At 72.7% G+C, this 23,009-nt stretch carries 14 protein-coding genes; 5 read left to right on the top strand and 9 right to left on the bottom strand.

Annotated elements, in window-relative coordinates:
- Positions 1-31: 31 nt before the first annotated feature.
- The gene (locus ACMCNK_RS27805) at positions 32-751 is read left to right on the top strand and encodes a TIGR03089 family protein (protein ID WP_412739294.1); all 720 of its coding nucleotides are present in this window, start codon (positions 32-34) and stop codon (positions 749-751) included.
- Between the two features lie 42 nt (positions 752-793).
- Here ACMCNK_RS27805 and ACMCNK_RS27800 read toward each other — a convergent pair whose 3' ends face one another.
- Complete coding sequence (locus ACMCNK_RS27800; RefSeq protein WP_412739293.1) at positions 794-2,752, bottom strand: acetoacetate--CoA ligase; 1,959 nt, start codon at positions 2,750-2,752, stop codon at positions 794-796.
- Positions 2,753-2,849: 97 nt separating this feature from the next.
- Positions 2,850-3,362 (bottom strand): acyl-CoA thioesterase, encoded by a 513-nt coding sequence (locus ACMCNK_RS27795; RefSeq protein ID WP_412739292.1) that lies wholly within the window; start codon positions 3,360-3,362, stop codon positions 2,850-2,852.
- 86 nt (positions 3,363-3,448) lie between these two features.
- Here ACMCNK_RS27795 and ACMCNK_RS27790 point away from each other — a divergent pair, with 86 nt between their 5' ends.
- Entirely contained in the window at positions 3,449-5,671 is a 2,223-nt protein-coding gene (locus tag ACMCNK_RS27790) for a hypothetical protein (protein ID WP_412739291.1), read from the top strand.
- A 55-nt stretch (positions 5,672-5,726) separates the two neighbouring features.
- Here ACMCNK_RS27790 and ACMCNK_RS27785 read toward each other — a convergent pair whose 3' ends face one another.
- Genes ACMCNK_RS27785 through ACMCNK_RS27775 form a run of 3 tightly spaced genes read right to left on the bottom strand, consistent with a single transcriptional unit; the run spans position 5,727 to position 9,009 of the window.
- Positions 5,727-7,082, bottom strand: a complete 1,356-nt coding sequence (locus tag ACMCNK_RS27785) for a dipeptidase (protein ID WP_412739290.1) — start codon at positions 7,080-7,082, stop codon at positions 5,727-5,729.
- A gap of 14 nt (positions 7,083-7,096) precedes the next feature.
- Complete coding sequence (locus ACMCNK_RS27780) at positions 7,097-7,531, bottom strand: hypothetical protein (protein ID WP_412739289.1); 435 nt, start codon at positions 7,529-7,531, stop codon at positions 7,097-7,099.
- Positions 7,528-9,009, bottom strand: coding sequence for an APC family permease (locus ACMCNK_RS27775; RefSeq protein ID WP_412739288.1), 1,482 nt, complete (start codon positions 9,007-9,009; stop codon positions 7,528-7,530). Before ACMCNK_RS27775 ends, ACMCNK_RS27780 begins: the two co-directional genes overlap by 4 nt.
- A 278-nt stretch (positions 9,010-9,287) precedes the next feature.
- Here ACMCNK_RS27775 and ACMCNK_RS27770 point away from each other — a divergent pair, with 278 nt between their 5' ends.
- Positions 9,288-10,826 carry a two-component system sensor histidine kinase NtrB gene (locus ACMCNK_RS27770; RefSeq protein WP_412739287.1) on the top strand — a complete coding sequence of 513 codons (1,539 nt, stop codon included), beginning with the start codon at positions 9,288-9,290 and terminating at the stop codon, positions 10,824-10,826.
- A gap of 84 nt (positions 10,827-10,910) precedes the next feature.
- Here ACMCNK_RS27770 and ACMCNK_RS27765 read toward each other — a convergent pair whose 3' ends face one another.
- Positions 10,911-12,065 (bottom strand): acyl-CoA dehydrogenase family protein, encoded by a 1,155-nt coding sequence (locus ACMCNK_RS27765; protein WP_412739286.1) that lies wholly within the window; start codon positions 12,063-12,065, stop codon positions 10,911-10,913.
- 181 nt (positions 12,066-12,246) lie between these two features.
- Here ACMCNK_RS27765 and ACMCNK_RS27760 point away from each other — a divergent pair, with 181 nt between their 5' ends.
- Both ACMCNK_RS27760 and ACMCNK_RS27755 read left to right on the top strand, forming a co-directional pair.
- Positions 12,247-13,686 carry a UDP-glucose dehydrogenase family protein gene (locus ACMCNK_RS27760; RefSeq protein ID WP_412739285.1) on the top strand — a complete coding sequence of 480 codons (1,440 nt, stop codon included), beginning with the start codon at positions 12,247-12,249 and terminating at the stop codon, positions 13,684-13,686.
- A gap of 160 nt (positions 13,687-13,846) precedes the next feature.
- Positions 13,847-19,297 (top strand): SCO7613 C-terminal domain-containing membrane protein, encoded by a 5,451-nt coding sequence (locus ACMCNK_RS27755; protein ID WP_412739284.1) that lies wholly within the window; start codon positions 13,847-13,849, stop codon positions 19,295-19,297.
- A gap of 41 nt (positions 19,298-19,338) precedes the next feature.
- Here ACMCNK_RS27755 and purE read toward each other — a convergent pair whose 3' ends face one another.
- From purE to ACMCNK_RS27740, 3 genes are read right to left on the bottom strand one after another with little or no spacing between them, the layout of a single operon-like run.
- The gene (purE, locus tag ACMCNK_RS27750) at positions 19,339-19,836 is read right to left on the bottom strand and encodes a 5-(carboxyamino)imidazole ribonucleotide mutase (RefSeq protein WP_412739283.1); all 498 of its coding nucleotides are present in this window, start codon (positions 19,834-19,836) and stop codon (positions 19,339-19,341) included.
- Complete coding sequence (locus ACMCNK_RS27745; RefSeq protein ID WP_412739282.1) at positions 19,837-20,982, bottom strand: 5-(carboxyamino)imidazole ribonucleotide synthase; 1,146 nt, start codon at positions 20,980-20,982, stop codon at positions 19,837-19,839.
- 28 nt (positions 20,983-21,010) lie between these two features.
- The gene (locus ACMCNK_RS27740; protein WP_412739281.1) at positions 21,011-23,002 is read right to left on the bottom strand and encodes a thioredoxin domain-containing protein; all 1,992 of its coding nucleotides are present in this window, start codon (positions 23,000-23,002) and stop codon (positions 21,011-21,013) included.
- Positions 23,003-23,009: the final 7 nt, after the last annotated feature.

Below are 23,009 nucleotides of genomic sequence, written 5' to 3'. Positions count from 1 at the left end.
ACGCAGAGTGACGCCAGTATCGTCGAGGGCGATGAATACCACGATCCCCGCGGGCCTCGCCGATGCGGTGCGACGCGACCCGACGGTGCCGCTGCTGACGTTCTACGACGACGCCACCGGCGACCGGGCCGAGCTGTCCGGCGCCACCCTGGACAACTGGGTGGCCAAGACCGCGAACCTGCTCTGCGACGGCGTCGGAACCGGGCCCGGGGACGCCGCCGCCGTCCTGCTGCCGCCGCACTGGCAGACCGCCGCCGTCCTGCTCGGCTGCTGGTCGGCAGGGCTCACGGTGGCCTCCGGAGACGGCCCGCAGCCCGTGGAGGTCCTGTTCGCGACACCGGAGCGGGCCGCGGAGGCCGAAGCCTGGACCGCCGGGGAACGGTACGCGACCGGGCTCTTGCCGCTCGCCATGCCGCTGCGGGAACTCCCCGCCGGGTTCGCCGACTACGTGACCGAGGTACGCCAGTACGGCGACCGCTTTGCCGCCGTGGCCCCGGTGCGCCCCCCGGACGCCGCCGTCGGGGACCTCGGACACGACGCCGTCTGCCGGGCGGCCGCGGGGCGCGCCGTCGAACTCGGGTTCGGCGCGGGCGACCGGGTCCTGATCGACGCGGCCGTCCACCCGGACCCGGTCGACTGGCTGCTCGCCCCGCTGCTGGCGGGTGCCTCGGTGGTGCTGTGCGCCCACCTCGACGCCGAGCGGCTCGCCGCCCGGGCCGACACCGAGAAGGTCACGGTCACCCTGGCCTGACCGCCGCGCCCTCCTGGACGCCAGCCGCGCCGAGCGTGCCGGTCAGGACTGATCGGCGCCGCGTTCCTTGGCGAGCTGCGCGAAGGCCTCCAGCGACTCCGGGTTGACCAGTGCGCCCTTGGCCGCGGCCGACTCCACCGGTGTGCCGGTCAGGATGCGCTTGACCGGCACCTCCAGCTTCTTGGCCGACAGGGTGCGCGGCACCGCACGCACCTGGTGGATCTCGTCCGGGACGTGCCGCGGGGACAGGCTGGAACGCAGCTCCCCGCGGATCCGGCCGCGCAACGCGTCGTCCATCTCGAGGCCGTCCGCCAGCACCACGAACAGCAGCAACTCGCCGTTGGGGTCGCCGGCGCGTTCCAGGTGCACGACGACCGAGTCGACGATCTCGGGCAGGCTCTCGACGACGGAATAGAACTCGCTGGTGCCGAGCCGGACGCCGCCGCGGTTCAGCGTCGCGTCGGAGCGGCCCGTGATCACGCAGGTGCCGTCCTCGGCGATCGTGATCCAGTCGCCGTGGCGCCACACGCCGGGGAACACGTCGAAATACGCCTCCCGGTACCGGCGGCCGTCCGGGTCGTTCCAGAACCCGACCGGCATGCTCGGCATCGGCGCGCTGACCACCAGCTCGCCCAACTCACCGATGACCGGGTTGCCCGCCGGGTCGAACGCCTCCACCTTCGAGCCCAGGCACCGGCAGGAGATGACGCCCTCGATCACCGGCAGCAGCGGGGCACCGCCGACGAAGCCGGTGCACACGTCCGTACCGCCGGACAGCGACTGGAGCTGAAGGTCCGCGCCAACCGCCTCGTACACCCACGCGAAGCCCTCGGGCGGCAGGGGCGCACCGGTCGAGCCGAGCCCGCGCAGCCGCAGGTCGGCCACCTCCCGCGGCACCAGCCCTTCCTTTCGGCAGGCGAGCAGGAACGGCGCGGAGGTGCCGAAGTAGGTGACGCCCGCCTCCGCGGCGAGCCGCCACAGCCCGTCCAGACCCGGCCAGCCCGGATTGCCGTCGAACAGCACGATCGCCGCACCCACCGCCGGGCCGGAGACCAGGAAGTTCCACATCATCCAGCCGGTGGTGGTGAACCAGAAGAACCGGTCCCCCGGGCCCAGGTCGTGGTGCAGGGCCAGCATCTTCAGGTGCTCCAGCAGGATGCCGCCGTGGCCGTGGACGATCGGCTTGGGCAGCCCGGTGGTGCCGGAGGAATACAGCACATACAGCGGGTGGGCGAACGGGACCGGTGCGAACGTCAGCGGCTCGTCCGTGTCGGCGGCCAGCTGGTCCCAGTCGCCCCCGCCGTGCAGATAGCCGATGGTGACCAGGTGCTCGACGCTGGGCAGGGCCGCCCGGATCGCGGCCACCTCGTCGCGGCGGTCGATCGCCTTGTCGCCGTACTGATAGCCGTCGACCGCGACCAGCACCTTCGGCTCGATCTGCGTCCAGCGGTCGGTGACGCTGCGGGCGCCGAACTCGGGGGCACAGGACGAGAAGATCGCTCCCAGGCTGGCCGTGGCCAGCAGCAGCACATACGTCTCCGGGATGTTCGGCGCGTACGCCGCGACCCGGTCGCCCGGGCCGACGCCGAGGCGGCGCAGCCCGGCGGCGACCCGCCGCACCTGCTCGCGCAACTGCGCGGCGGTGAGCGTGATCGGGTCGCGGGACTGTGAATACGCCAGCACGACCGGGTCGTCGTCGGCCAGGCCGGGCTGGCGCAGCACGTGCTCCGCCCAGTTCAGCGTGGCGCCGGGGAACCACGGCGCACCCGGCATCGACTGGTCGGGCAGCGTGGCGGTGGGCTCGGTGTGCGCGATGACCTCGAAGTAGTCCCAGATCGCGCGCCAGAACGCGGGCAGCTCCTCCACCGACCAGCGCCACAACGCAGCGTAGTCATCCGTCTGCACACCGCGCTCCGCGTGCAGCCACGTCTGAAACCGGCCCATGCGGGAGGTCTCCCGCACGTCGGCCGGTGGCGTCCACAGCACCCTGCCAGTCACCACAGCTCTCCGCCCGTCAGCCAGCTCCCCGCGGGACTCGCGACCCTCGGGCCCTCCGACTTAATCATGATTCAGGTCGGCGCCGGAACCCCTGTGGAAATCACCCATGATCGGCCCTTGCTCGTTGGATGGCGGCACGGCGGGCCAGCCGGTGCTCGCGCCGGATCAGCGCCTCGCGGAACCGCCGCTCGTTCTCGGGGCCGTCCGGCTCCACCGGCGGGACCGGCCGCGGGTGCCCAGCCACGTCCACCGCCACGAACACCAGATACGCCGTCGCCACGGTCAGCGGCTCGCCGCCCACGGCGTCCCAGCGCTCCGCGGTCACCCGCACGCCCACCTCCATGGACGTGGTGCCGGTCCAGTTCACCTGAGCGGAGGCGTGCACCAGGTCGCCCACCTTCACCGGCTCCAGGAAGATGATCTCGTCGATCGAGGCGGTGACCGCGGTGCCGCCGCTGTGCCGGGCCGACGCCGCGCCCGCCACGTCGTCGATGAACTTCACCAGCACCCCGCCGTGCACCGTGCCGTACAGGTTGACGTCGATCGCGGTCATGATCCGGCTGAGGGTGACGCGCGAGTGCGCCGTGGGGCGTCCGTCCAGCTTGTCGGTCATGAACCTCACCGTACGGCGACGCCTCCCCTGCGCTGGCGGGACCCGGGTAGCGTGCCGGGCAGCGAAGACAGCGGGAGAGGGAAATTTTGCGACATCTCAGGTCGATTCTGTACGCCCTGGTGCTGGCTCCCGCGCTGTGGACGCTGTGCGGCGTCGGATTCACCGGCGCACTCACCAGCCGGGCGCGCGACGGTGGCGGCGGCAGTGTGGAGTCCATCACAGGACTGGTCGTGCTGCTGCTGGCCGGTACGGCGTACGGAATCCTGCTGTTCGCCCCGATCTCCCCGGCCGGACCCTCCGCGGCGGGCCTGGTCTTCCTCGCGGTCAACACCTGGGCGCTGACCTCGCCCACGTCGTACGCCGATGTATGGCCCGCGGAGGTGGCCCGCAAGGGCTTCGACCTGAGCCTGCCCGGCTACGGTCTGGCGGCGTTGCTCGGCGTGCCGCTGGTGTGCACCGCCCTGAGCGCGCGCCGGTGGGCCCGGTACGAGCCACCCCAGTTGCCGATCATCGGGACGCTGGGCCGGGCCCGCGGGGCCGCGCCGGCCGTGGGGACGCCGCTGGCCGCCGTGCGCACCACGGTCCTGCCCCCGATGGCGGGCGCACAGTCCGCGGACACGACGACCGTGATGCGGCTGGGCGGGCCGACCGGCACCACCACGGTGCTGCCGACCGGCCGGCCCGAGGACACGACCACGGTCCTGCCGACCGGCCATCCGGCCGACACGACCACCACGTTCCTGCCGACCGGCCAGTCCGCCGACACCACGACGTTCCTGCCGACCGGCCAGTCCGCCGACACCACGACGTTCCTGCCGACCGGCCAGCCTGCCGACACCACGACGTTCCTGCAGACCGGCCAGCCTGCGGATGCGACCATGGCCCTGCCCCTCGGCGCGGCCACGGACACCACCACGGTCCTGCCGACCGGCACGGACTCGGACACCACCACGGTGTTGCCGACCGGCACACCGGCGGCGACGCCCCCGATCGACCGGGCCGCGGGTCAGCCGGCGCCGGCGACAGCGGTGAGCACCGGGCCCGGCAAGGCACAGACCTCGCCACGACCGGCGGACGCCGATTCCGGCGACGAGCCCACGACGGCCTTCCGGATCGACGAACCCGCGGTAGCTGCGACCTCGGCGGGGCCGGCCGCTGCGCCGCCGTCGGACGAACCCACCGCCGAGATCTCCTCGGACCAACCGGCCGCTGAAACAGCCCAGGAACAGCCGATCACTGAGACGGCCCAGGACCAGCCAGCCGCCCAGGCGGCCCAGGACCAGCCGAACACGGAGACTACCCAGGACGAGCCGGCCACGGAGACTGCCCGGGACCAACCCGCCACCGACATGGCTCAGGCCCAGCCAGCAAAAGACGCGGCTTCGGCCCAGCCAGCAAACGACGAGGCTCAGGACAAGCCAGCGAAAGACGCGGCTCAGGACCAGCCAGCAAAAGACGCGGCTCAGGACCAGCCGACCAGCGCAGCGGCCATTGACCAGCGAGTCGCCGAGGCGGCCTCCGGGAAGCCCGCCGCCAAGACAGTCCCGGACGAGGCCGAGGTGACGGTCGCGACCGACGAGCCGACCGCCCCGATGCCGGGCGGCCCCCTGGTCGAGGCTGACTCGTCCGAGGAGCCGACCGTGGCGGCCGCCGCCGCACCGTCCACGGCGGCCCCCGAAACCGGGCAGGCCGGCGCCGACCCCACGGAGGAGCCGACGACGACCGTCATCCCGGCCCCGGCGGGCAAGGCGACCGACACCGACGAACCCACCACCACGGTCATCGCCGCCGGACAGGACGACACGTCCGCGGAAGGCCGGCCGAGCGATGCCCCGGCCACCGCGGAGGCCACCGCTCCGGACGGCGAGGAGAAGACGCACCTCCTTCAGCTGCCCGGTGACTCAGTCCGCGAGGAACTCACCGAGGAACTCACCGACGACCTGACCGCGTACGCCGAGGCGCTGCGTCGCCTCGACGTGGGTGAGAAAACCCAGGTCATCGCGCGGGATCCCGGCGAGAAGACCCAGGTGATCAAGGCGCGCTCGGGTCACGTCTATCCACTCGTGGGTGAGAACACGCAGTCGATTCCGGTCGGCGCCCCGGGGAAGGGGCCCGAGCCCGACGCGAAGGCCCCTGATCCGCAACCGACGAAGGCGCCCGTCGCAAAGTCCGACGGCAAGGCCGCGGACAAGCCCGTGAAGTCGAATCCGGCACGTGAGACCACAAGCGACACCCCTGATCCGGGTGCCGGGGACAGTGCAGCAGCGGACAAGGTGGAGCCGCCGACGGACGCGGCGCCCCAGCCCTGAACCGTGGCGGGTCAGAGGTGATGGTCCGCGGAGAGGGCGGCTGCCCCACGTACGGTCACGTCGCGGCGTACCGCTGCAGGAACAGCGCTTCCGCGAGGGCCATGTGTGCGATCTCGGCGGGGTCGACGCTCTCGTTCGGGGCGTGCATGAGCGTGCGGGGTTCCTCGACCCCCATCAGGATGATCTCGGCGTCCGGGAACGTGTCGTGGAAGACGTTGCACAGCGGGATCGACCCGCCCTGGCCCGCGGTGGTCATGTCCCGCCCGTACGCCTCGCGCATCGCGTCACCGAGCGCCTGGTACGCGGGCCCGCCGGTGGAGGCCCGGAACGGCTCGCCGTGCGATTCCCGTTCGATGTCGACGTGCACGCCCCAGGGTGCGACGGCCTGCAGGTGCGCCACGAGCGCGTCCTGGGCCCGGGTGGCGTCCATGCCGGGCGGGACGCGCAGGTTGAGCCGGGCCCGGGCGGTGGGCTGGATGGCGGCGGCGGAGCCGACGACCGGCGGGCAGTCGATGCCGAGGATGGTGACGGCCGGGCGGGCCCAGACCATTTCCGCGACCGTTCCGTCGCCGAGAAGTTGCACCCCGTCGAGGACGTTGGCGTCGGTGCGGAACTGGTCCGCCGGGTAGTCGGTGCCCTGCCAGCCCTGGTCGGCGCTCAGCCCGGTGATGGTGGTGTTGCCGTGTGCGTCGCGCAGCGAGGCGAGCATGTGGACGAGGGCGGCCAGCGCGTCGGGGGCGGCGCCGCCGAACATCCCGGAGTGCATCTCGGAGCGCAGCGCGGACACGGTGACCACGACGTTCGCGAGGCCGCGCAGCGTGGTGGTGACGGTCGGTACGCCCGCGGCGGCATTGCCGGTGTCGCAGACCAGGATGGCGTCCGCGGCGAGCAGGCCGGCGCGCTCGGGCACGTACGCTTCGAGTCCGCCGGTGCCCTGCTCCTCGGAGCCTTCGACGATGAGTTTGAGGTTGACCGGTACGTCGTCGCCGAGCGCCCGCAGCGCGGTCAGGTGCATGAGGATGTTGCCCTTGCAGTCGGCGGCGCCCCGGCCGTACCAGCGGCCGTCCTGTTCGGTCAGCTCGAACGGGGGCGTGCGCCAGGCGGAGGCGTCCAGTGGGGGCTGCACGTCGTAGTGGGCGTACAGCAGCACGGTGCGGGCGCCGTCGTGGCCGGGCGCGGCGGGGCGCTCGCCGTACACTGCTTTGCTGCCGTCCGCAGTCGTGACCAGCTCCAGTTTGCCGAACCCGACCTCGGCGAAGTGGTCCTTGACCCAGTTGGCGGCGCTGTCGCATTCCTCCGGCGGGAACTGCCGGGGGTCGGCCACGGACCGGTACGCGACCAGTTCGGCGAGGTCGGTGCGGACTCTCGGCATCAGTGCGGAGATCTTGTCGCGCAGGCCGTCGACACCCATGGCCGCCTCCGGGCTCACTTCGCGGTGTTCGCGACCTTCAGGTCCGCGACGAACTTCTCAAACTCGGCCGCCTGGTCGGGGCAGTAGATGTTGATGATCTGCTGCATCCCGTTGACCGCCTGTTCGTCCGCGACCACCGGGCGGGTGCCCGGACCGCCCGCGCCGTTGGACAGCGAGGCGAGCAGTTCGGATCGGGCGAGCGGGTCGTTGGGCGCGGCGCAGACCATGCCGCCGTCGTCGCCGAGGACCTTGGCGACGCGGTCCTCCGCCGATGCGGGCAGGCCCAGCGCCGCGACAAGCTGGTCGGCCTGCGCGTTGGCCTGCTGGTTGGTCTTTCCCGTACGGAATGTGGCCAGCCCGATGCCCAGCAGGGCAATGAACGCGAACCCGAGGATCAGGTACGTGCCGATGCGGGTGGCCCGCGATGCGGACGCGTCTTCGGTGGTCACGACGGGCTCCCCTGCTCGGCCTCGGCCAGGCGCCAGCTCGGTTTGCGCGACCGGTAGAACAGGTACGGAACGAGCAGCCCGAGCCCGAGCGCGCCGACCGCGATGATCGAGATGTAGAGCGCGGTGCTGCCGCCGCCGAACTGCGACGACGGGACGAACCCGATGATCAGCGCGGCGGACGAGGCGGCGAAGCCGACCACGCACAGCGTGCCGAGCAGTGGCGCCTTGTAGCCGCGCGGGTGGTCGGGCTGGTTGCGCCGCAACCGCATCGCGGCCACGAACACCAGCAGGTACGCGATCAGATACACCTGTGTGGTGATCACCGAGAAGATCCAGTACGCGCTGGAGACGTCCGGGATGAACGCGTACGCCAGCGCGATGACCGACGTGACGATGCCCTGGGTGACCAGGATGTTCTGCTGCACGCCGTGCTTGTTGAGGCGCTGCAGGAACGGCGGCAGGTAGCCCTCCTGCCGGGAGATGAGCAGCAGCCCCTTGGACGGCCCGGCCAGCCAGGTGAGCATGCCGCCGAGTGACGCGGCGACCAGCATGATGCCGATGACCGGGGTCGCCCATTGCATGCTGAACTGGGCGAAGACGGTGTCGAACGCCTGCATCACCCCGGCCGTCAGCGACAGTTCCTGCGACGGGATGAACCACGAGATCGCCAGCGCCGGCAGGATGAAGATGGCCAGCACGAGCCCCATGGCCAGGAACATCGCCCGCGGGAACTCACGGCTCGGGTTCTTCAGCGAGCCGACGTGCACCGCGTTCATCTCCATGCCCGAGTAGGACAGGAAGTTGTTCACGATCAGCACCAGGCTGGAGATCCCCGCCCAGGCGGGCAGCAGGTTGCTCGCGGTCATCGGCGCGGCGGACGGGTTGCCCTGGCCGAGGAACACCGCGCCGAGCGTGACGAGCAGCGCGCCCGGGATGAGCGTGCCGATGATGAGCCCGGCGCTGGAGAGCCCGGCCACCGATTTGGTGCCCTGCGAGGAGACCCAGACGCCGGTCCAGTAGCAGACCATGATGACCAGCGCGGTCCAGGTGCCGCTGGAGGCCAGGGCCGGGTTGAACACGTACGCGAGCGTGCTGGCGACGTACGCGAGCAGGCTCGGGTAGTAGAAGATCGTCATGGCGAACTGGCACCAGACCGCGAGGAAGCCCATCGGCTTGGAGATCCCCTCGGCCACCCAGTTGTAGACGCCGCCGCTCCAGCCCGAGGCGAGCTCGGCCGAGACCAGCGCGGTGGGCAGCAGGAAGACGACGGCCGGCACCAGGTACAGGAAGATCGCGGCGAGCCCGTACACCGCCATGGTCGGTGCGGGTCGCAGGCTGGCGACCGAGCTGGTGGTCATCAGCGCCAGCGCCACCCACGAGATGTACGCCGTGGTGGGCACTGCGGCCGCCTTCGACCTGGCCTGCGCCTTCGCCCGCCTCGCCGGTTGACCGGCCGCGGCCGCACCCATCGCGCTCATCGCGTCTCCGCTCTCACGTACGGCCCTGCGCCGGAGCCCCTCCGCTGGCTTGAGGGTAATTCCGACCAACGTCGATCAACGGTCGTTCGGGAGAAATTCGGCCAGAGTGCACCAACCCGGAAGCCGGGCGACGGCGGTCAGCGCAATGCGGGGTATCGGCGGGACGGTCATCGCACCACAGGACAGACTTCAGCAAAAGTCCGGAATGTCACGTAGATCGGCGGGGTGGGTGAAGCTGATGAGTGAGGCGCGATCGCTCGCCCGTTCCAGGGGGCTGCATGCGGTACGAGGCTTGGCGGCAGGAGCACGGCTCGCTCACCCATGGCTGGTGGCGGGCGTGGGTCGTGTCGCTGTCCGTACTGATCATCATTTTGACCAGCGTGGTGGACCTGGCGACGCCGCGGGAGCTGACCGCGTTCGGGCTGGTCATCGTGGTCGGGCCGGTGCTGGCGGCGGCCGCGGCCCGGCCGTGGGCGGTCCTCGCGGTCGGGGCGTTCGGCATGGCCATGGCGTGGGCCACCTCGACTTGGCAGGGGCTGGGCGGCACCGCGTACCAGGAGGTGCGCCTGTGGGTGATCGGCGGGATGACCGCGCTCAGCGCCGGAGTCGCCTACAGCCAGTACGCGCTGGAACGCCGCGCCAACCGCTCAGCCGAGGACGAGTCGAAGCTCGCCGCGATCGTCGAGTCGTGCGAGGACACGATCATCGCCACCGACCTGCACGGCAACGTTGTGTCGTGGAACCCCAGCGCCGAGCGGATGTATGGCTGGACCGCCGAGGAGATGGCCGGCGAGAACATCATGAAGGTGATACCGCAGGCGGAGCGCACCAACATGTCCAGGTCCATGGATCGCATCCGGCAGGGCTGGAGGGTCTCGCATTTCCGCACACAGCGGCAGCACAAGGACGGCCATCTGGTCGATGTGTCGACCAGCATCTCACCGATCTACGACGGGCACGGCAGCGTGATCGGCCTGGGTTCGATCACCCGGGACATGAGCGCCGTCAAGCGGGCGGAGGACGAACGGGCGCGGATCCTCGACCGCTCCGCCAGCGCCGAACGCCTCGAAAGCCTCGGCCAACTCGCCGGCGGCATCGCCCACGACTTCAACAACCTGCTCGCCATCAACCTCAACTACCTCGAATTCGCCCTCGAACAAACCACCGACCCCGACACCCACAACGACCTCACCCGCGCCAAAGCCAGCGCCGAACGCGCCCGCGACCTCACCCGCCAACTCCTCGTCTTCGCCCGCAAACAACCCACCACCGCCCAAACCATCGACCTCAACACCATCATCACCGACACCCGCACCCTGCTCGACCGCACCATCGGCACCCACATCGAACTCATCACCCACCTCCACCCCCACCCCCTCCCCATCCGCGCCGACCGCAGCCGCATCGAACAAGTACTGCTCAACCTCGTCATCAACGCCCGCGACGCCATGCCCGACGGCGGCATGATCATCATCGAAGACGGACCCACCACCTTCACCCCCGACACCAACCCCCCACCACCCCTACCCTCCGGCCACTACGCCCACCTCAACATCACCGACACCGGCACCGGCATGCCCGAAGACATCGCCACCCACGTCTTCGAACCCTTCTTCACCACCAAAACCAAACACCACGGCACCGGCCTCGGCCTCGCCACCGTCTACGGGATCATCACCGAAGCCCAGGGCACCATCACGCTCACCACCCAACCCGGCGTCGGCACCACCTTCCGCATCCTCCTACCACTGACCACCGAGGACGCCCCCAGCACCGTCGCCGCGCCGGCCGATCCCGACCACCTCCGGACCGGCTGAGGCCGCACCGGGCCGGGCGGGCACAAAGCAACGCGCCCGTCCCGGGGCGGCGGGACGGGCGCGTTGGGAGCGCAGCGGCTCTGATCAGTCCTTGAGCAGCTGCCGGGCCATCACGATGCGCTGGACCTGGTTGGTGCCCTCGTAGATCTGGGTGATCTTGGCGTCGCGCATCATGCGCTCGACCGGGTAGTCGCGGGTGTAGCCGTACCCGCCGAGGAGCTGCACCGCATCCGTGGTGATCTCCATGGCGGCGTCGGAGGCGAAGCACTTCGCGGCCGCTCCGAAGTAGGTCAGGTCCGCGTCGCCGCGCTCACTCTTGCCCGCCGCCACGTACGTGAGCTGGCGCGCGGCCTCCAGCTTCATGCCCATGTCGGCGAGCATGAACTGCACGCCCTGGAAGTCGGCCACCGGCTTGCCGAACTGGCGCCTCTCCTTCACGTACCCCTTGGCGAAGTCCAGCGCGCCCTGCGCGATGCCGATGGCCTGCGCGGCGATCGTCACCCGGGTGTGGTCCAGGGTCTTCATCGCGGTCGCGAAACCGGTGCCCTCGGCGCCGATCATGCGGTCCAACGGGATGCGCACGTTGTCGAAATACACCTCGCGGGTCGGCGAACCCTTGATGCCGAGCTTCTTCTCCGGGGCGCCGAAGCTGACCCCCTCGTCCGCCTTCTCCACCACGAACGCGGAGATGCCGCGCGAGCGCGAGGACGGGTCCGTGGTCGCGAAGACCGTGTAGTACTCGCTGACCCCGGCGTTGGTGATCCACCGCTTGACGCCGTTGAGCACCCAGTAGTCGCCGTCGCGGACCGCCCGGGTGGTCATGGCCGCGGCGTCGCTGCCCGCCTCAGGCTCGGACAGACAGTACGAGAACATCGCCTCGCCCGCGGCGACCGGCGTCAGGTACTTCTGCTTCAGCTCCTCGGACGCGGACAGCAGCAGCGGCATCGTGCCGAGCTTGTTCACCGCGGGGATCAGCGAGGACGAGGCGCACGCCCGGGCAACCTCCTCGATGACGATCGCGGTGGCCAGGGCGTCCGCCCCGGCGCCGCCGTACTCGGCCGGGATGTGCGGGGCGTGGAAGTCCGACGAGCGCAGGGCCTCGTACGACGCCTTCGGGAACTCGCCGCTCTCGTCCGCCTCGGCCGCATTCGGCGCCACCCGGGCGTCACAGATCTCGCGTACCGCCGCGCGGATGGTCTCGTGGTCCTCCGGCAGTTGGTAGACGTCGAACGCGCTCATGTACTGGGCCCTCTCTTCAGCGACTGGGCAAATGTTACTGGTGCGTAGGGTACGACCGCTATCCTCTCCGCTGCCAGCTCGGCCGGCGCTTCCCCCAAAGCGCCGGGCGGCTCACGATGGGCGACAGCTCAGACCCGCCGTGAGACAGTGAATGCCCCCCAGCATGTGAGCGGAGACACGCGTGACCATCCCCTACCCGACCAAGCAGACAGCAACGGCGTTCACCGAGGTGGAGCCGCCATCCGGCGCCCCGCGGCCGCGGCTGTCCTTCCTCGGGACGGGCTACCTGGGCGCCACGTACGCGATCTGCTTCGCGGAGCTGGGCTACGAGGTCCTCGGATTCGACGTCGACGAGGCAAAGATAGCCAAGCTGGCGGGCGGGCAGGTGCCGTTCCACGAGCCCGGCCTCGACGAGCTGCTGCGCCGCAACCTGGCCGGGGGGCGGTTGCGGTTCACCACGTCGTACGCCGAGGTGGCGGACTTCGCGGACGTGCACTTCATCTGCGTGGGGACCCCGCAGCGCGCGGACGGCATGGGCGCCGACCTGGCGTACGTGGAGACATCCGTCACCAGGCTGGCCCGGCATCTCACCCGCCGTGCCCTGATCGTGGGCAAATCGACCGTGCCGGTGGGGACCGCGGACTGGGTCGAGCAGCTCGTCGCCAAGCACACCGACCCCGCGCTGCGGGTGGAGGTGGCCTGGTCGCCCGAGTTCCTCCAGGAGGGCTTCGCGGTGGAGGACGTGTTGCGTCCCAACCGCATCGTCGTCGGGGCGAAGACGGACTGGGCCAACGGCCTGCTGTACGCCGCGCACAAGGGTGTGTTCGACCTGGCCGCGACCGAGGACCGGGAAGTGCCGCTGGTGGTCACGGACTTCGCGACGGCCGAACTGGTCAAGGTCGCCGCGAACGCATTCCTCGCCACCAAGATCAGCTTCATCAACGCGATGGCCGAGGTGTGCGAGGTGGCGGGCGGTGACGTCACCCAGCTCGCCCGCGCGATCGGGTACGACCCGCGCATCGGCAACCGCTTCCTGCAGGCCGGGGTGGGCTTCGGTGGCGGCTGCCTGCCCAAGGACATCCGCGCGTTCCAGGCGCGCGCCCAGGAGCTCGGCGCGGGCGAGGCACTGCGTTTCCTGCACGAGGTCGACCTGGTCAACCTGCGGCGCCGCGGCCGCGTCCTGCAACTCGCCGCCGAACTCCTGGGCCGCCGGGCCGGTCCGGCCGGGCCGGACCTGTCCGGCACCCGCATCGCGGTGCTCGGCGCCGCGTTCAAACCCAACTCCGACGACGTACGCGACTCGCCGTCGCTCGCCATCGCCGCCACCCTCACCAAGGCCGGCGCCGACGTCCGGATCTACGACCCACAGGGCATCGAGAACGCCCGTACCGCCCAGCCCACGCTGACCTATGCCGGCACGATGGCCGAGGCCGTCACGGACGCCGAGCTGGTGTGCGTACTCACCGAATGGGCGGAATTCCGCAACGCCGACCCGCAGGCGCTCGGCGAGCTCGTCGCGCAACGCCTCGTCATCGACGGCCGGAACTGCCTGGACTCGGCGTTGTGGGCCCGCGCGGGCTGGCAGTACCGCGGGATGGGGCGCCCCCACCCACAGGTGTAGCCCGCCGCGCTGTCGGGTTCGCCGTCGTTTCCACGGATCTCGACCCGGTTGAGCCTGTTCTAATGAGGTGTCGTACCGGCATGCTCTAGTAAGGACGTGCGACCGGCGGGGCACGCGCGCTGATCCCGAGTACCCGTCGCCGGTCGGTCGAGGAGGTGCCGTGGCGCAGGGGCAGCAGCCGGACAGCTACGACGAGGAGCTGGCCCGCATCGACGCCTCCATCGCGGAGCTGAAGGTCCGCGACATGGCGGCGGCGAAGGAACGCACCCAGATCGCCGCGAAGCTGCAGGCGGCCCAGTTCCAGCGGGACATCCTGGCGCACGCCGACGCGCAGAAGGCGAAGAAGGCCGCCCGCAAGCAGCGGCTGCGGCGCCGGCCGCCGGCCGATGCCGGTCCCGCCACCCCGGTCACCGGTCCCCCGGCTCCGGGCGCCCCCGGGGCGCCTCGCGCGGGAGCCACCACGGCTGAGCCGTCCGCTGCCGCCCCCGGTCAGCCCGGCTCCGGTCCGCCCGCCGCGGGGCCTCCCGGCTCCGGGCCTCGCCCACCGGCGCAAGGCCCGGAGAGCCGCCCACCGGGCCAGGGACCGGTGGGCCGCCCACCGGCGCACGGCCCGGAGGGCCGGCAAGGACGAGGTCGAGGCGCCACCGGCCCGGGCCCAGGGGTCCGGGCGGGGTCCGGGCGGCCACACCCGGGGACCGCCCGGGGGGCCCGCGCGGCGGGCGACGGGCGTACCGCGCTACTCGACAGTCCTCCGCCCGCGGAGCGCCGGGAGCCCGCGCCGCATGCGGAGCACCCGCACGAGCACCCGCCGGAAACCTCCACCCAGTCGGTACAGAACATCCTGCTCGGCCTCGGCGCACTGCTGCTGGGTGTGGCCGCGGTCGTGTTCGCGGGCGTCGCGGTCAGCAACCCGATCGCCCGCGCGCTCGTGCTCGGGCTCGCCACCGCCGCCGCGCTGCTCGTCGCCCCGCGCATCGCGAAGAGCGGCCTGACCTCGACCGGCGAGACGGTCTCCGCGGTCGGCCTGGTCCTGCTCCCGATGTCGGTGTATGCGCTGCACGACAGCGTGCTGGTCGGCAGCGGCGCCATCCCGGTGACCTTGTATCTCGGCGTCACGTTCGCCATCACCGCCGTGGCCGCGTTCCTGTACGCGGGCACCACCCGGCTCAGCGCTCCCCGGTACGGCACGGTCGTCGCCCTGCAACCGGTCGCGCCGCTGCTGGCGTACCCGGCGATCCAGAGCCCGGCCGGCTGGGGCGTGGCGCTGACCGCGGTCGCCGGCATCGACCTGCTGCTTCTCACCACGGTCATCCGGACGGGGCCGCTGCTGCCCCACTGGCCGCTGGTCCGCCTCGGGCCGGCCGGCGAGCAGGCGGCGGCCGACGCCAGGGCTGCCGGGGCCGGTGACTTCGCCGACCGCGCGGCGGCGCCGCCCGGGTCGGCCGAGCCGGACTCCGACGCCTCCGAGACGGGCGCACCGGAGTCCGGTGAGTTCGGCGAGGACGCGCCGCCACGGCCGGAGTCCCAGCCGGAGGAACCGGATCTGATCATCGGGGCGCTCGCCGGGCCACGCCGTCCCCGATGGGCGCCCACCCGGCTGTTCCCCGCACCCCCGCCGGCAGCCACGGCGGGCGGCCCGCGCCCGCTGGAGTCCACCGGCCCCTCGCCGTCGGTCGGGTGGCTGCGCGAGCTGACGTACGCGCTGCTGTGGGCGGCGGTCGCCGGCGCCCTGGCGTACGCCGGCGCAGCCCTGATCAGCGCGAACGCCGTGGCCGACGCGGTCCGCTCCGGGGTCGTCCTGGTGCTGGCCGCCACCGTGGCGGCCGCCGCCGCCCGGCTGCTCGACAACGTCACCGCCCGCAACATCGCGGGCGGCGTGCAGACCCTCGCGATCATCGCAGCGTGCGCCCGCATCGCCGATGTCGCGGCACCCCCGTGGATGCTGGCCGTGGCCGCCGCCGCGGTGGCGATCACCGGCGCGACGGTCCGGCTCATGCCCGAGGAGGTGCGGCGCGGACCGCAGTTGGCCTCGGCGGGCGCGCTGACGCTCATCGGGCTGTTCGTGGCCGTGGACGCGCTGCGCGCGGCACTCGCCCCGGTGCAGGCCGCCCGCCCCGTGTGGAACGCGGACACGGCCGGGTACGCGGAAGCCATCGCCCGCGCCGCGCCGGCCGGGTGGCTGCTGGCGCTCAGCGCACTGCTGGTCACGGTCGCCGCTGCCGTGGCGCTGCCCGCGGACGTCCGCCACGAGGGCGCGGTTGCGGGCATCGCGGTGACGGCGCTGGCCGTACCGGCGTCGTTGGGGCTGCCGTGGGCGGAGGCACCGTGGCCGCTGATCCTGGCCGCGATCGGGCTCGGCGCGGCGGGCCTCTCCGCCCGTACCCGGCGGATCGCGATCGCGCACGTCGCCGGGGCCGGGGTCGTGGGGCTGTTCGGCGCGGCTGCCGCCCTGAGCGCGTCGTGGCTGACCGCCGCGGTGCTGACCGCGCTGGCCGGTGCCGGGATGATGATCGCCATCGGCGCCCGCCAGGTCCCGGTGGACCGGTTCGCGTGGCTGGTCGGCGACTGGGCCTCCGCAGCGGCGGCCCTGGCGCTGCCCGGTGCGGTGGTGACCGCCGTGCTGGCCATGCACGACCACGGCGGCGGCCCGCCCGCGACCGAGGCCGTCACCGTCCCGGCGCTGGCGGTCGGGTTCCTCGCGGTCGCCGGGACACTCACGTACGCGGCGGTGTTCCAGGTGGCCCGGCGGGAGATCAGCCTGCCGCTGACCGTCGGCACCGGGCTGGGCGCGGTCGCGCTCGCCCTGGCCGCGATCCTGGCGCCGGGTGCCACGCCGCCCGACGTGTGGGTGGGCGCGCTCCTGCTCACCGCCGCGGGCCTGTTGTTCTTCGCCAAGTCCATCGACTCCGGGCGGCGCTCCGACCGGATGCTCGACGGCCCGGACATCGCGGCGGCCGCCGCCACGGTGGCCATCTGCGGCGCGCTGGCGCGGGTGACCGCCCTGGCGTTCCCGAACGCCCCGCTGGTCGTCGCGGCCCTGGTCGTCCTGCTCGTGGCGCTCGGAGTGCGGGCGCTGCCGGAGGACTGGCGCCGGGGCCCGGTCCGCGGGCTGGGTCTCGCCGGCGCGGTGGTCGGCGCGATCGCCGGATGGCAGGCGCTCAGCGCCGGAGTACGGGTCATCGCCGCGCCCGGTCCCCTGTGGGCGTCCGACCTGAGTCACCACGCGGCCGTCCCGCCCGCCGGGGCGTGGCAGGCGCCGATCGCCCTGGTACTGGTCGGGATCGCGGCCGCGGCGGCACTGCCTCACCCGCTGTCGTACGACGTCGCGGCCGGGTGCGCGGCGCTCGCGACGATCGGCGCCCCGGCGTGTTTCGGCCTGCCGTGGTGGGCGCCGCTGCTGGTCGGCGGCGCGGTGGCGCTCGCGTACGGGATCGCCGCGGTCGCCGCCACCGATCCCCGTGCGGCGCTCGCCCGCGCCGTCGTGGCCGCCGTGGTCGCGCTGCATTTCGTCGCCGTGGGGCTGGTCCGGCCGTGGTCCACCGCGATCGCGCTCGCGTTCGTCGCGCTGATCGGGCTGGTGGTCGCCACGCTGTGCCGCACGGACACGGCCCTCACGGCCACGACGCTCGCGTTCCCCGCCGACCACTCCCGTATGCCGCCCGCCGAGTCCACCGGCTCCACGGCGCCCATTGCGGATCCGGGGCCGACCGACGTCGCCGACTGGCCGGTGGCCGGGGTGGCCGACGAGTTCGCCCTCGCCCGCGACGACACCGGGATGCCTCGGCACCGGGCTCAGATCGGCGGCGCGTCCACCGCCGCGGTGCTGCTGGCCGCGCCGGGCATGCTGGCCGCGCTCACCGCCGAGCAGTCCCACTCCGCGCCGGTCGTCCTGACCGCCGCGCTGGCCGCGTCCTGCCTCGGCCTGGCGGTGCTCGCCCTGGTCGCGCCGTGGATTCCGCAGTACCTGCCGTGGGCCACGATCGGCCTGGTCGGCGGCGCCACGATCACCGCTCTCGTGTCGTTCCCGACCGGCTACCCGACCGCGCTGTACGCCGCCACCGCCGCCCTGCTCGGCGTGCTGGCGGAGCTGCTACGCGGGGCCACCCCGGCACCCGGCATCACGGTCGCCCCCACGAACTTCTGGTACGAGCACGGCCACCGCCGCCCACGCTGGACTTCGGTCCGCCCCAGCGGGCTGCGCGGGCGCTGGCTCGTAGACCCGGCCACCGGTGCCGTGGCGGTCGCGCTGGTCCCCACGCTGCTGGCGCTGATCTCGCTGGCCCCCGCCCTGGTCGGCGCGCTGTTCGACCCGATGAAGCAGCTCAACGCGATCTGGCAGGGACCGGTCGCGGCCCTGACGAACCCGACGCAGGGCAACGTGGACGCGACCGGGGTCCTCGCCGCGGTCCTGCTGACGGTCGCGGCCGCGCTCGCCGCGACCGGGTTCGGCGGCCGTCCCGCCGAGTCCGTCCCGGTCGTCCTGCCCGGGCTGGCGATCACGTTGCTCATCGCGCCGATCGGGCTCGACGCGGCCTGGCCGGCGTCCACCACGGCCGCCCTGGCGGTCTTCACGATCTCGATGCTGGGGCTCGCGCTGACCCCGCCGCCCGCGCCGACGCAGGCGAGCATGCTGCGCCACACCCGCACGATCGTGTTCGTCATCGGCCTGCTCGCCGGCGGGGCCGGCCTGGCCGGCAGCCTTGCCACCCAGCAACTCACGCTGTTCACGCTCGGCAGCGCCGTGGGTGTCGGGCTGGTCGGCGCCATCGTCGGGCGTACCGCCCACGCCCGCATCCTGGGCTGGCTGTTCGCCGCCGTGATGGCGCAGTTCTTCGTGCTCACGGTGGCGCTGGTCGCGGGGCTCACCCCGGCCTGGGCGGCGTTCGGCGTGCTGGCGGTCGGCGCGGTGCTGCTGATCCTGGAGGCCACGCTGCCGCGGCTCGGCCGCCCCGAGTCGGCACGCGAGGCCGCCACGGTCGAGTGGAGCGGCTACGCGTCGGCGCTGCTCGCCGGGGCCCTGGCGTTGAACTCGCCCCGGCATCTGGCCGCTCTGCTCGCGGCGTGGGGCGCGGTGCTCGGCCTGGCCGCGTCCCGCCCCGGGCGCACCCCGGGCAACCGGCGGACGCTGTTCTGGCTCGCGGTCGGCTTCGAGATCGTCGGCTGGTGGCTGTTCATGACGCTGGCGGATGTGGCGCTGCCGGAGGCGTACACGCTGCCGTTCGCGGCGCTCGCGCTGCTGGTGGGCGTGCTTGAGGTGCGGATGCGCCCGGAGCTGAGCAGCTGGGCGGCGTACGGGCCGTCGCTGCTGGCCGCGTTCGTGCCGACCACGGGCATCGTGCTGGCCACGGACGCGGGCGACCTGCGCGAGCTGGTGCTGCTGCTCGGCGGGGTCGTGACGCTGATCATCGGCTCGCGGATGCGCCAGCAGGCCCCCGTGGTGGTCGGCGCGGTCGTCACGGCGATCGCGGCGCTCCACTTCGCGGTGACGCTGGTCGGGCCGTGGCTGGTGCTGGTGCCGCTCGGCGTGGGGCTGCTCTTCCTCGGCGCGACGAACGAGAACCGCCGCCGCACCCAGGAACGCCTCCGCGGCGCCCTGGTCCGCCTGCGCTGAGGCCCCAGGCCGTCGGCCTCAGCACCCCCGGGCCGTCAGCCTCAGCCCATCAGGCGCTGGCGCAGCGAGGCGTCCTTCTCGGCCACGAGCTGTTCCAGGCCCGCCTGGAACTCCGCCATCCGCTTGCGCAGCGCCTCGTCCGAGGCCCCCAGCATCCGGACGGCCAGCAGGCCGGCGTTGCGGGCGCCGCCGATCGACACGGTCGCCACGGGCACCCCGGCGGGCATCTGCACGATGGACAGCAGCGAATCCATGCCGTCGAGGTGCTTGAGTGGCACCGGCACACCGATGACCGGCAGCGGCGTGAGTGCCGCCACCATGCCCGGCAGGTGGGCGGCGCCACCCGCACCCGTGATGATCACCTGCAGGCCGCGGTCGGCGGCGGTTTCCGCGTACGTCACCATCTTGCGAACCGTGCGGTGCGCGGAGACGACCCCCACCTCGAACGGGACGTCGAACTCTGCGAGCGCGACCGCGGCCGCCTCCATCGTGGGCCAGTCGGAGTCGCTGCCCATGATGATGCCGACGCGGGGTGCCATCTACTCGCCTTCCTGCAGCCATCGGGCGGCGCGCGCGGCCCGGGCGCGCACCTCGGTCATGTCGTCGCCGAGCACGGTCACGTGGCCGATCTTGCGGCCGGGGCGGACCTGCTTGCCGTAGAAGTGCACCCGCGCGCCGGGGTCGGCCGCGAACAGGTGATGCAGCCGTTCGTCGATGGACATGCCGCCGGGCGCGCCGCCGAGCACGTTCGCCATCACCACGGCGGGCGCGGTCAGCGCGGTCGAACCCATCGGGTAGTCCAGCACGGCCCGCAGATGCTGCTCGAACTGCGAGGTACGGGCACCCTCGATACTCCAGTGCCCGGAGTTGTGCGGGCGCATGGCCAGCTCGTTGACCACGATGCCAGCGTCCGTCTCGAACAGCTCGACCGCGAGCAGCCCGACCACCCCGAGCGCGTGTGCCAGGTCGATGGCGAGCTGCTGGGCGGCCACGGCACGCTCGTCGCTGAGGTCCGGCGCGGGAGCCAGCACCTCCACGCAGATGCCGTCGCGTTGCACGGTCTCCACCACCGGGTACGCCGCGACCTGCCCGAACGGCGAACGCGCGACGAGCGCGGCGAGCTCGCGACGCAGCGCCACCTTCTCCTCGACGATCAGCGGGGTGCCGGTGGCGACCAGCCGCTGCGCCTCGTCCGGGGAGGACAGCACCCACACGCCCTTGCCGTCGTACCCGCCGCGGGTGGCCTTCGCGATCACCGGCCAGCCGGTCTCGGCGGCGAACGCGGCGATGTCCGCCGTGTCGGTCACCGGCCGCCAGCGCGGCACCGGGGCACCCAGCTCGGCCAGCCGCTGCCGCATCCGCCCCTTGTCCTGCGCAAACACCAGGGCCACCGAGCCCGGGTAGATCCGGACGCCCTCGCTCTCCAGCGCCTCGATGTGCGCGGTGGGCACGTGTTCGTGGTCGAAGGTGACCGCGTCGCAGTCCTTCGCGAACTCGCGCAGGGCGGCCAGGTCGGTGTGGGAGCCGATCCGCACGTCCGCGATGACCTGGGCCGCGCTGTCGTCGGGTGACTCGGCGAGCACGCGCAGCGACTGGCCGAGGGAGATGGCAGCCTGGTGCGTCATGCGGGCCAACTGGCCGCCGCCCACCATGCCGACTACGGGCAGACCGGTTCTGGTATCCATGTCGGCGCCAGCGTAGCGAGCACCCTGCTCAACCGGCGAGTCGGGCGACCAGCTCAGCCTCGGAGGTAACGGGCAGGTCACACACGAAACCCCGGCATACGTACGCGGTGCCGGCCCCGCCGATCAGCGGCCGTCCCGCAAGCAGCGGCACCCCCGGGCGGTCCGGTGCCCCCGCGACCACGACCGTGCCAGGCGGGGCGTGCCGGTGCGCGGCCGCGACCAGCGGATCGGTGGCCGGGGCGGTGGTGGCGATCGCGATCTCGTACGGCCCCGCGAGGGCGGCCTCGGCGGCGGCGGCGGAGTACCCGGCGAACCGGGGATGCCCGCCGATGACCCGCCCCACGGTGGCCAGGGCGGCGTCGGCCGCCTCCCGGTACCGGGTCTGCCCGCTGAGCGCCGCGTACGCGATCAGGGCGGCGCACGCCGCGGCCAGCCCGGACGGTGTGGCGTTGTCCGTGGGGTCCGCGGGCCGGGTGACCAGCTGTTCCGCGTCGTCGGCGGTGTCGTGGAAGCCGCCGCCGGGTGCGCCGAAACGGGCCAGCACCACGTCGAGCAGGCGTCCCGCGAGCTGCAGCCACCGCCCGTCGGCGGTGATCTGGTGCACCGCGCAGAACGCCTCCGCCACGCACCCGTAGTCGTCCAGCACCCCGGCCGGGGCGCCGGCCACCCCGTCGCGGGAGACCCGGCGCAGCCGCCCGTCCACCAGGTGGCGGTCCGCGAGCACTCCGGCCAGCGCGACCGCGGCCTCGCGGGACGAGGAGGCGCCGGTGACGGCGCCGTGTTCGGCGAGGGCGGTGACGGCGAGGCCGTTCCAGGCGGCCACCACCTTGTCGTCGCGGGCGGGTTGCGGGCGCGCGGCCCGGGCCGTGAGCAGCCGGGCCCGTACGTCACGCCAGCGCCGGACCAGCTCCGGGTCGGCGGCGTCGATGTCGCGGCCGAGCACCAGCACGCTGGTGCCGTGCTCGAAAGTGCCCGTGCCGGTGACCCGGAACAGGTCGGCGGCCCAGGCGCCGTCCCGCTCCCCCAGCACCTCGGTCAACTGCGCGGGCGTCCACGCGTACGTGAGTCCCTCGACGCCGTCGGTGTCGGCGTCCAGTGCGGACGCCAGCCCGCCGGACTCGGTGCCCAGGTCACGCAGCAGGAACGCGGCGGTCTCGTCGGCGATGCGCCGCGCGAACTCGTCCCCGGTGAGACGCCAGAGCTGGGTGTAGACGCGCAGCAGAAGCGCGTTGTCGTAGAGCATCTTCTCGAAGTGCGGAACGGTCCAGGTCTGGTCCACGGCGTAGCGCGCAAAACCGCCGGCGAGCTGGTCGTAGATGCCGCCGCGGGCCATCTGCTCGCAGGTGTGCCGGACGATTTCGAGCGCCTCGGCGGAGCCGGTGCGCTGGTGGTGCCGCAGCAGGAAGAGCAGGGCCAGGTGAGGCGGGAATTTCGGGGCGCCGCCGAATCCGCCGTACTGGCGGTCGTGCTCCGTGGTGAGCCGTTTGGCCGCGGTGTCGAGCAGGTCCGCCGAGATCGGCGCGTCCGTGCCACCCGCCGGGTGGGCGCGGCCGATCGCCTGAACCACCGCGGCGCCCTGCTGGAGTACGCCGTCGCGTTGCTCGTCCCACGCGGTGCAGACCGAGGCGAGCAGGCGCAGGAAGTTCGGCTTCGGAAAGTACGTGCCGCAGAAGAACGGCTCGCCGTCCGGCGTGGCGAAGACGGTCATGGGCCAGCCGCCCTGCCCGGTCATCGCCTGGGTGGCGGTCATGTAGACGGCGTCGACGTCCGGCCGCTCCTCGCGGTCCACCTTGATCGCCACGAACCCGTCGTTGACCAGCGCGGCGACCTCGTCGTCCTCGAACGACTCGTGCGCCATGACGTGGCACCAGTGGCAGGCCGCATACCCCACCGAGATCAGGACCGGCACGTCGCGCCGCTTCGCCTCGGCGAAGGCGTCATCGCACCAGGGCCACCAGTCCACCGGGTTGGCGGCGTGCTGCAGCAGGTATGGCGAGGTCGCATCCCCGAGCCGGTTCACGCCTGCA

This window comes from Krasilnikovia sp. MM14-A1259 (genome assembly GCF_047159535.1).
Classification (GTDB): domain Bacteria; phylum Actinomycetota; class Actinomycetes; order Mycobacteriales; family Micromonosporaceae; genus Actinoplanes.
The sequence above is the reverse complement of the archived record's forward strand: the minus strand, read 5'-3'. Positions and strand labels throughout refer to the sequence as shown.